This window comes from Nostoc sp. (assembly GCF_036917155.1).
Lineage (GTDB): Bacteria > Cyanobacteriota > Cyanobacteriia > Cyanobacteriales > Nostocaceae > Nostoc.
The window spans coordinates 1-10052 of sequence record NZ_JBALDZ010000110.1; the positions used below are offsets into that span (position 1 = coordinate 1).

Sequence of the window (10052 nt, forward strand, 5' to 3'; positions counted from 1 at the left end):
TTAGGAGTTAGGAGTTAGGAGTTAGGAGTTAGGAGTTAGGAGTTAGGAGTTAGGAGTTAGGAGTTAGGAGTTAGGAGTTAGGAGTTAGGAGTTAAAATTCTTTGTCTACTGCCTCATCCCCCTCATCGCCCTCATCTCCCTCATCCCCCTATTCCCTATTCCCTATTCCCTATTCCCTATTCCCTATTCCCTATTCCCTATTCCCTATTCCCTATTCCCTATTCCCTATTCCCTATTCCCTATTCCCCAGTTATTACCGAGGTTCGTTCTTCAATCACACGGTCGATTAAACCGTATTCTTTAGCTTCTTCGGCAGACATGAAAAAGTCACGATCCATATCTTTTTCAATTTTTGCTATGGTCTGACCTGTTTTATCGGCATAGATGCCATTGAGCTGGTGACGAATCCGCAGAATCTCTCTAGCTTCAATTTCGATATCGGTTGCTTGTCCACGGGTGCCACCTGAAGGCTGGTGAATCATAATCCGTGAGTGAGGTAATGCTAACCGTTTGCCTTTGGTGCCAGCTGCCAGCAGGAAAGACCCCATTGAAGCAGCTAAACCCACGCAAATAGTTACTACATCTGATTTGATATGCTGCATGGTGTCAAAAATCGCCATGCCAGATGTAACCATCCCACCGGGGGAGTTGATGTATAAATAAATATCTTTACCTGGATCGTCTGAATCCAGATACAGCATTACAGCAATAATTTGATTGGCGATTTCATCATCAATATCTCGCCCCAAGAAAATAATCCGTTCCCGGTAAAGGCGATCGTAGATGCTAATCCAATCTGTATATTGTCCACCGGGCATCCGGTAAGGAACTTTAGGAACGCCTATAGGCATAATTTACTCCGTTTTTAATAATTTGGGGCGGTAGAAAAGTTAGGAGTTAGGAGTTAAGAGTTAGGAGTTAAAAGTTGGGAGTTTTCAAGAACTCATAACTCATAACTCATAACTTATAACTAAATTAAAGAACACTGGCAGGGAGTGGGGGATTTGCGAGTTCTTCTTTTTCAAAAACTCGATCAATTAGTCCGTATTCCTTCGCTTCATATGGTGTTAGATACAACAGCCGATCCATATCTTTAGTAATTTTTTCTGGGGGCTGTCCAGTGGTGCGATGCAAGATATCAACTAACGCCCCTTTATTAACCAAAACTTCTCTGGCGCGAATTTGAATATCCGTTGCTTGACCTTGGGCGTAGCTCTTGGGCTGATGCAGGATAATTGAGGAGTGAGGCAAACTAGCACGGCAACCTTTTGTACCAGCACTGAGTAGCATTGCTGCCATACCCATCGCGGAACCGACGCAGATGGTATGGATAGGAGGCTTGATATATTTCATGGTGTCATAAATGGCGAAGGCTTCGGTTTCAAAGCCAATGGGTTCGCCACTGTAACCGGAAGTGCCGGTGGAGTTGATATAGATTTTAATCGGTTTTTCCGGGTCGTCGGATTGCAAAAACAGCAATTCGGCCACGATTAATTCGGTGACAGCAGGCACCAGTGGCATCCCAATATAGACAATTCGCTCCTTCAATAACAGGGAAGGTAAATCTGGCGGCGGTGTCCGGTAAAAGTTATCGCCGTAATATGGGGCTTGAACAGCCTTAATTGGGGAAATGTCCATAGCAACTGATCGCCTGAAACTATGCCGTTAACTGTAATACATCCTAGCGCGATGCACGCTTCCCTCAAGGTGCGGATTTCTCCCTAATGCTGAAGGCGGCTTCGCATCTGCCAATGCTTGGCTTCTAAGATATTCTGATTATATTAGTGTATTTGTGTTAGATAGGTTTTCCGTAGAGTTAAAGTAGTGCTTTGAAGTTATTTTTTAATATGTATATCCTGAATAAGGACTTGGAGTTATGAAGGTTAGCTTGCAGCCTGCCTTGAATGATGGTAATTTGGACGCGAATCAACTGAACAGTCAGCGTCAGTTAGGAGTTTCAATTTCGGCGATCGCAGAAAATCAAGACCGCCATGTACCCCTGAATTTATGCTTAATTCTCGATCATAGTGGTTCGATGAATGGGCGATCGCTAGAAACGGTCAAAAAAGCAGCGAATCGTCTGGTAGATAGACTCAATCCTGGCGATCGCCTCAGTGTTGTAGTTTTCGATCACCGTGCTAAAGTCTTAGTACCCAGTCAAAGTATCGAAGATCCAGAGAAAATCAAACAGCAAATTAACCGCCTAGCCGCCGATGGTGGAACTTCCATTGATGAAGGACTGCGCTTGGGGATTGAGGAGTTGGCGAAAGGAAAAAAAGATACTGTTTCTCAAGCTTTCCTCTTAACCGATGGCGAAAATGAACACGGTGATAACAATCGCTGTTTAAAATTTGCTCAATTGGCTGCTAGCTATAATTTGACTTTGAACACTTTGGGATTTGGTGACAATTGGAACCAAGATGTTTTAGAAAAAATTGCTGATGCTGGTTTAGGTACTTTATCTTATATTCAAAAACCCGAACAGGCAGTGGAAGAGTTTAACCGCCTCTTCAGCCGCATTCAAACGGTGGGATTGACTAACGCTTATCTGTTATTCTCTCTAATGCCCAATGTTCGGCTAGCGGAACTCAAACCGGTTGCTCAAGTTTCTCCAGACACAATTGAGTTACCACTGCAACAAGAAGCTGATGGACGTTTCGCTGTGCGGTTGGGAGATTTAATGAAAGATGCGGAACGGGTAATCTTAGCTAATATTTATTTGGGACAATTGCCAACAGGTGAACAAGCGATCGCTAATGTGCAAGTCCGCTACGATGACCCAGCCGCCAACCAGGTAGGTTTATTTACCCCAAATTTCCCAGTTTACGCCCATGTAGTCAAAAACTACCAAGCAGACCCGAATCCCCAGGTGCAACAGTCTATTTTAGCATTAGCGAAGTATCGCCAAACCCAGCTAGCCGAGACGAAATTGCAACAGGGCGATCGCTCTGGTGCGGCGACGATGTTACAAACGGCTGCGAAAACCGCGCTGCAAATGGGAGATACTGGGGCGGCGACGGTGTTGCAAACTTCTGCCACCCAGCTGCAATCTGGTGGAGATTTATCTGAAAGCGATCGCAAGAAAACCAGAATTGTCTCCAAAACAATTTTGCAAGATACCCCTCCCCAATGAAAGTTAAATTGCTCTCGGCGTTAAATGACAATAATGTTGATGTGGCTCAAACAAGTAGCCAACGTCAACTAGCAGTAACGATTTTTGCCATCGCTGGTGAGTTTGACCAAAATCTCCCCCTTAACCTCTGTTTGATTCTCGATAGAAGTGGTTCCATGCATGGACAACCAATTAAAACGGTGATCCAGGCAGTGGAAGGATTAATCGATCGGTTGAAGGTTGGCGATCGCATCTCAGTTGTAGCTTTTTCCGGAACTGCGGAAGTCATTATCCCTAACCAAGCGATCGAAGACCCCGAAAGCATCAAATCTCAAATTAAAAGCAAACTGACTGCTAGCGGCGGCACTGCGATCGCTGAGGGTTTGGAATTGGGAATTACAGAACTGATGAAGGGTACAAGAGGCGCTGTTTCCCAGGCGTTTTTGCTGACGGATGGACATGGTGAAAGCGGTTTGCGGATTTGGAAATGGGATATTGGGCGAGATGACAATAAGCGCTGTCTCAAATTGGCACAAAAGGCTGCCAAGCTGAACCTAACAATCAACACTTTCGGATTTGGCAATAGCTGGAATCAAGATTTGCTAGAAAAAATTGCCGATGTCGGTGGTGGGACTTTAGCTCATATTGAACATCCTGAACAAGCTGTAGAGCAATTTAGCCGACTGTTTGGACGGATTCAATCGATTGGGCTAACTAATGCCTACTTGCTGTTATCTTTAGTGCCCAATGTCCGACTAGCAGAATTAAAACCCATTGCCCAAGTTGCCCCAGATACAATCGAGTTACCAGTGGAATCCGAAGCCGATGGTAGCTTTGCTGTGCGTTTGGGAGATTTGATGCAGGATGTAGAACGGGTAGTTTTGGCGAACATTTATCTGGGACAGTTACCAGAAGGTAAACAAGCGATCGCTCATCTGCAAATCCGTTATGATGACCCATTGGTTAACGAAGAAGGCTTACTCTCGCCCCTCATACCAGTGTATGCAGATGTAGTGCGGGCGTATCAACCAGCGTCTAATCCCCAGGTGCAGCAGTCTATTTTAGCATTAGCGAAGTATCGCCAAACCCAGTTAGCCGAGGCGAAATTGCAACAAGGCGATCGCACTGGTGCAGCCACAATGCTGCAAACAGCCGCCAAAACCGCTTTGCAAATCGGAGATAAAGGGGCGGCAACAGTGTTGCAAACTTCCGCAACTCGTCTACAAGCTGGAGAAGAACTGTCGGATGCAGACCTCAAGAAAACTAGGATTGCATCAAAGACCGTTTTACAGGAATAGTAAAAATTCAACGTTGCTGATCAACGGTATGAAAATTTTGCGCCTTGTGACCAAATTTGCGGGATTCCTGATGGTTGTGTTGGTGCAGTTAAATAGGGAGCGCGAGGCGTGAAATTCACTGCATAATTCCTCTAGAGCTTGCTTCTTAGAGTTGTCTATGATAATTTGCTAACTAGTAGATAATACAGTAATACTATCGAGTCATAGTACTTTATTGAACACTATCATTGAAGACTGGAAATTTTTTGCTCAGACGATCGCTGATATGCAATTAGCTAAAACACTGGGTTTTGAACAAGAAATGTTGAGCGCAGTCCCCACCTAAAAATACTATAAAAACATCTACATTTTAGGTGGGGTAAGCGAAACCAGTATAAAAGGCGCCTCTTCAACTATTCCGGTTTTTCTTGATTCTGGACATACTCGATTAACCGATTGAGTGGTGCTTGTGCGCCGACAGTAATAATTGCGTAAGAACTAGACCAAAACTGTGGTTTAGTTCCCCAATAGAACTTAGATAAATGCTCACTATACTCAGAACGCAATCGACGCGATGTGACTGTTTTAATATTATTCACTAATTTTGATAGGTCAACAGAGGGGTGGGTTTCCAGAAGTGTGTGGATATGATCAGCCTCTCCACCAAATTCAATTAACTCACACTCCCACCATCGGTGAGAGGTTAAGATAATCTTACTTTTGTCAATTAGAAATATTGAGGAGTATCGTAAATACCTTTTACCATTGGTAATAATAGTAAATGCTCAATGGGTTAACTTGACTGATTTGACTGCAAAACTCATGGTGAATGCTGTTGAGAAGATGATTCACAAAACAGCAGATAACCCCGACCCGAAGCATAAATATTTTCAATCAATTATTAAAAGTCATCCATCACATCGAAAGTTTCCGAGTTACTTAAGACGTGCCGCCATTGCAGACGCGATTGGGATTGTCTCAAGTTTTCAAACTCGTTATAGAGAGTGGCAGAGTGGGATTAGAGCGCTTAAGGATGCAAAACCACCGCGTCTGACTGCAATCTGCAATACATACCCAGTGTTGTATAAAGGTCAGCAGATTCGCTACAACTTAAATTATCAAACAGTTGCTGTTAAGGTTTGGAGTGGAACTGATTGGGTGTGGCTTAGTGGAATTAAGGTAAAAGGTCATGGGCGGAATCGCCACTTAACTTCGGGGAATGAAATATGTTCGCCTGCTTTAGTCGTCAGTAAGAACAAATGTCAACTTTCGATGCCAGTAAAAATTGACAAAATTAACCGAGAGGATTCTGATTATGTAGTGAGTGTTGATTTGGGCATTAATAACGCAGCAACCTGCGCGGTAGTAGGAAAGGACGGTACTGTAAAGGCGCGGAAATTCCTTAATCCCGCTAGAGACATAGACCGTCGTAATCAACGCCGAATGATGATTGCTAAAAAGTCTAAACAGACTCAAAATATTACAAAAACTCAACGCGAAAAAGGGTTCTGTAAGGAACTTTACCGCAAGTCCTCAAACATTAATTTAGAAATTTCGCGTCAAGTGGCTAGAGGTATTGTTGAGTTCGCAAAGACTCATAATGTCAAAGTAATTGTGATTGAGAGTTTAGCTGGTTGGAAGGCTAAAGCTGGGCATAATGGTTCGCTTATCAAGCAGAAATTTCATCTCTGGTGTCATGCAAAAATTGTTGATATACTGACAGATCGATGGGCTGAATTAGGAGGACAAGTTCAAGCTATCAATCCCAAATATACCAGCGCTTATGCTTTTGATGGAAGCGGTAAGGTTAAACGAAATAAAAATAATTATTCTCTTGCTGTCTTTAAAAGTGGCAAGCAATATAATTGTGATTTATCAGCATCTTATAACATCGGTGCTAGATATTGGTATTGTCTAATTCAAGGTGATAAAACCTTTTCTAGAGTGTTCGTAAGCAAAAGTTCTAACGACACACTGAGAACGCCAGTAACTCTGGGAACGCTACGTAGTCTAGAGGTTGCATAGCGCAAGAATCCCCATCTATAATCTCTGATTTAGATGGGGTGCGTTCAATCCTGCTCTTTTGAAGAGTTATTACTTTTTTTAGCAAGGACAAGCTGATCTTTAGTTTCCTGAACTTAGTAGCAAGGATAGCACCCTACAATGAATATACGTATGCAAACTATTCACAAACGTAAAGTCAAAGGCGGAGGCTAAACGTTGGCACAATTCCAAGCAGAACCTCTGGCTTTATCAGGCTCTCAAAAAAATTGGGTCTTACTTGGTGTCGGACTTGGGGTGTTCATGTCTACCCTAGATGTGGGCATCATCAATGTTGCTTTACCCACATTGGTGCAAGCCTTTGGCACTACTTTCCCTACGACCCAATGGGCTGTATTGAGTTACCAGTTGGTCAGTTCCGGTTTAGTTTTGGGAGCAACGCGTTTGGGGGATATGTGGGGCAAGAAATCCTTATACCAAGGGGGACTTGTTCTGTTCACTTTCAGTTCGCTGTTGTGTGGTTTTGCACCTAGTATTGAGTGGTTAATTGGCTTTCGGGCACTTCAAGGACTAGGTGCTGTGTTTATCTCTGGGCTTGGTTTGGCAATCATCACAGAAGTTTTTCCCTCTTCTGAACGAGGTCGGGCTGTTGGTATCATCGGTAGTGTAGTGTCACTGGGAATTGCTTTTGGCCCTTCTGCTGGCGGACTGCTCCTGAGCTTGTCAGGCTGGCATAGTATATTCTTCATCAATATACCCCTGGGAATCATCGCGAGTTTCTTAACAGCTCGCGTGGTGCCACCTTCTGGACGCATTGAGGGCAAACAGAAATTTGACTTTTTTGGAGCCATATTGGCTTTATTGACCCTCGGTAGTTTTGGGTTGGGTATGACGCTAGGGCAAAGCCAGGGCTTTAGCAGTACTAATGCCTTGGTATTATTAGCGATCGCAACTCTAAGTTTCACGACTTTTTTAGTAGTTGAAGCGATCATAGAGCAACCATTACTAGAACTGTACTTGTTTCGCAATCTTCAGTTGAGTATGGGTTTGCTGAGTGGCTGGCTAGCCTTTACTGTCATTGGCGGTGCGCTACTCATCGTCCCTTTCTTTCTAGAGGGAGTCAAGCAATATCCGACGATAAAAGTGGGTCTACTACTAGCCGTATCGCCTGTACTTAGTGGATTAATTGCCCCCCTAGCTGGAATACTTTCAGACCGTTTTGGCGCTCGACTGATCAGTTCAATTGGGCTGGGGTTGATGATTGGCGGCTGTCTAGGGATCAGCACCTTTGATGCTCAAATTACTGAGCTAGGCTATGTATCACGCTATTTTATTTATGGCATTGGATTGGGTTTATTCCAATCGCCCAACAACAGCACTGTTATGGGTGCAGTACCAAGGGAGCGGCTAGGGATTGCTTCTGGGTTGCTGTCTTTGTCACGTACCTCCGGGAACACCGTAGGAGTTTCTCTCATCGGGGCAGTATTTGGAGCGTTAATCGCTAGTGTGTCTGCGGGTGCAGATGTCTCTGTTGCGCCTCCTGATGCGATCGTTGCAGGGTTCCAAGGAACTTTTCGCTTCGCAGCCATAATACTGAGTGTGGCAGCAGTTGCATCTGTTGTAAGAGGCAGGGGAGCAGGGAAAGAAACAAGTTAAGTTAAAAGTTAAAAGAAATATTGAATTTATCTTTCTTTTTACTTTTTACTTGGTTCTTTTTACTTGTATGCCCAATGCCCAATTATCAATTATTAAGGAGTTAGATAAATGACAGGTAAATTAGAAGGAAAAGTAGCAATTATCACTGGTGCTTCAGCGGGAATTGGAGAAGCAACGGCGATCGCCTTGGCTTCAGTTGGTGCAACAGTAGTACTCGCGGCTAGGCGTAGCGATCGCATTCAGGCATTAGCAGAACGTATCAAAGCTAGTGGCGGCAAGGCATTACCAATTGTCACTGATGTGACTGATGAAACCCAAGTAAATAACTTGGTGGCAAAAGCAAATGCAGAATTGGGAAGGGTCGATATCCTTGTTAACAATGCAGGAATTGCCTTACTGGGCACTATTGAAGCTGGAAATAGCTCAGACTGGCGGCGATCCTTTGACCTCAACGTACTAGGACTGCTATATGCTACTCATGCTGTCTTACCTTTGTTGAAGGCGCAAAAATCGGGGCATATAGTTAATATTTCCTCAGTGGCCGGACGGACTGCGCGGGCGGGCATCGGTGTTTACAATGCTACTAAATGGGGTGTCAATGCCCTATCGGAAGCATTGCGTCAAGAAGTCTACAAAGACAACATTCGCGTCACCATCATCGAACCTGGTTTGGTGGATACAGAAATTGACAACCAAATTACCGATCCCATTGCCAAAGAACGGATTCAAGAGCGACGCAAGTCAATTCAACCTCTGCAAAGCGAAGACATTGCAGCTGCGATCGTTTACGCTCTCACCCAACCACCGCACGTTAATGTCAACGAAATCCTCATCCGACCAACGGGACAAGAACACTAAAGCTAAAGGGCAGGCTTGGCTTAACAAGTGTGCCCTTTTTTAGATCGGATTTGCTCAAATCTGCGTTGTTCAAATGTGCCCCAGTTAAATCTACCCCATTCAAATTTGCTCTCTTCTAAACTTATCCCTCTCCAGTCTGCCTGTCTAAAATTTCTTTCTCCGACTCCATATCGTCTTAAAACTTCATTGGCATCCATATTGGTTGCCTCGCAACGTGTAGCGTTGTCGCTGTGAATACATTTGTTCTAACTCAGAATGTGCCACTGTAACATCACTCCTCCAGCATGACAAATGGGTGCTTGAGATTAAGTCTTGGCAAAGGTTAGAGAAGTATAAAATGAGTTCATAGTGTTTGATTTCGTTACAAAATTTAACAAACTTGATGATGACTCAATGCCACTTGTTATTTAGAGCCGTTGAATCAATACATAGAAGCTTACAACTCAATTTTCATCAGGTCTTTATAGAATTGATTTCACACGTGTACCTGGAATTTACAGTATAAATAACTTTTGGATTGGTTTCATTTTGATGAAATTAAAGTTGATCTTTAGCTTTTGTATGATTTAAATTGAGCAGAGTTTGATATCATAAAAAAGCTATAAAGTCTATAGTTTTAATAAAAATTAAAGTCTTAAGTTTTAATTATGAGTTTTTTATCTTATGGTCAAGCGATCGCTTCAGGCATCACTCACCGGGATTCAAGAGGCTAAAAGAGCGTTTGTTCGCAAGGGCTGGACACAAGACAATCTAGCAGCAGAAGTCAACCTCAAGACTAGACAACCAATTTGGCGGTTTTTTAGTGGTCGTCCAGTTGAGCGTCATACCTTTATTGAAATTTGTTTGATTTTAGAACTGAATTGGCGGGAGATTGCGACTAATCCTCCAGCAGAATTCTTGGGACTAGAAGAATACACCCAGCCTTCTGTCCTAGATATTGATACATTAGTGCAACAAGTGCGATCGCAACGCTTCGACAAAATTCAAGACCAGTGTGGTATTTTGCAGTTATTGGATATTAGCCGTCCCGTTGCGATCGATGACATATATATAAATGTCAGGGTTCTCTAGTTGAGTACCAACCCCATAGCTGAAGCTAGGGGCTTGTAGGAGACTTCACCTGACCAGACTAACCGTTTAGAGCAAGA

General features: G+C 43.5%; 10 protein-coding genes. 6 read left to right on the forward strand and 4 right to left on the reverse strand.

Annotation, left to right across the window (positions count from 1 at the left end):
* Positions 1-239: 239 nt before the first annotated feature.
* Both V7K67_RS15815 and V7K67_RS15820 read right to left on the reverse strand, forming a co-directional pair.
* Positions 240-851: an ATP-dependent Clp protease proteolytic subunit gene (locus tag V7K67_RS15815; protein WP_334696314.1), complete on the reverse strand. Its 612-nt coding sequence runs from the start codon at positions 849-851 to the stop codon at positions 240-242.
* Positions 852-975: 124 nt separating this feature from the next.
* The gene (locus tag V7K67_RS15820; protein WP_334708851.1) at positions 976-1638 is read right to left on the reverse strand and encodes an ATP-dependent Clp protease proteolytic subunit; all 663 of its coding nucleotides are present in this window, start codon (positions 1636-1638) and stop codon (positions 976-978) included.
* Positions 1639-1876: 238 nt separating this feature from the next.
* On the opposite strand from V7K67_RS15820, the gene V7K67_RS15825 reads away from it, so the two are divergent.
* Complete coding sequence (locus tag V7K67_RS15825; protein ID WP_334734090.1) at positions 1877-3133, forward strand: vWA domain-containing protein; 1257 nt, start codon at positions 1877-1879, stop codon at positions 3131-3133.
* A complete protein-coding gene (locus V7K67_RS15830) occupies positions 3130-4410 on the forward strand; it encodes a vWA domain-containing protein (RefSeq protein ID WP_335167347.1) in 1281 nt (426 codons plus the stop codon). Before V7K67_RS15825 ends, V7K67_RS15830 begins: the two co-directional genes overlap by 4 nt.
* A 392-nt stretch (positions 4411-4802) precedes the next feature.
* Here the strand turns inward: V7K67_RS15830 and tnpA are convergent, their stop codons facing one another.
* Positions 4803-5165 carry an IS200/IS605 family transposase gene (gene tnpA / locus V7K67_RS15835; RefSeq protein ID WP_335167352.1) on the reverse strand — a complete coding sequence of 121 codons (363 nt, stop codon included), beginning with the start codon at positions 5163-5165 and terminating at the stop codon, positions 4803-4805.
* Here tnpA and V7K67_RS15840 point away from each other — a divergent pair.
* The 3 genes from V7K67_RS15840 to V7K67_RS15850 all read left to right on the forward strand — a co-directional run bounded on the left by V7K67_RS15840 (position 5110) and on the right by V7K67_RS15850 (position 8904).
* The gene (locus tag V7K67_RS15840) at positions 5110-6414 is read left to right on the forward strand and encodes a transposase (protein ID WP_335167349.1); all 1305 of its coding nucleotides are present in this window, start codon (positions 5110-5112) and stop codon (positions 6412-6414) included. The two genes, tnpA and V7K67_RS15840, sit on opposite strands and share 56 nt — an antisense overlap.
* Positions 6415-6609: 195 nt before the next feature.
* A complete protein-coding gene (locus V7K67_RS15845) occupies positions 6610-8046 on the forward strand; it encodes an MFS transporter (RefSeq protein ID WP_334733890.1) in 1437 nt (478 codons plus the stop codon).
* 108 nt (positions 8047-8154) lie between these two features.
* Entirely contained in the window at positions 8155-8904 is a 750-nt protein-coding gene (locus V7K67_RS15850) for an SDR family NAD(P)-dependent oxidoreductase (RefSeq protein ID WP_334733891.1), read from the forward strand.
* Here V7K67_RS15850 and V7K67_RS15855 read toward each other — a convergent pair.
* Complete coding sequence (locus V7K67_RS15855) at positions 8876-9007, reverse strand: pentapeptide repeat-containing protein (RefSeq protein ID WP_334733892.1); 132 nt, start codon at positions 9005-9007, stop codon at positions 8876-8878. The two genes, V7K67_RS15850 and V7K67_RS15855, sit on opposite strands and share 29 nt — an antisense overlap.
* Before the next feature lie 560 nt (positions 9008-9567).
* Here V7K67_RS15855 and V7K67_RS15860 point away from each other — a divergent pair.
* A complete protein-coding gene (locus V7K67_RS15860) occupies positions 9568-9975 on the forward strand; it encodes a hypothetical protein (protein WP_334733893.1) in 408 nt (135 codons plus the stop codon).
* The last annotated feature ends 77 nt before the right edge of the window (positions 9976-10052 follow it).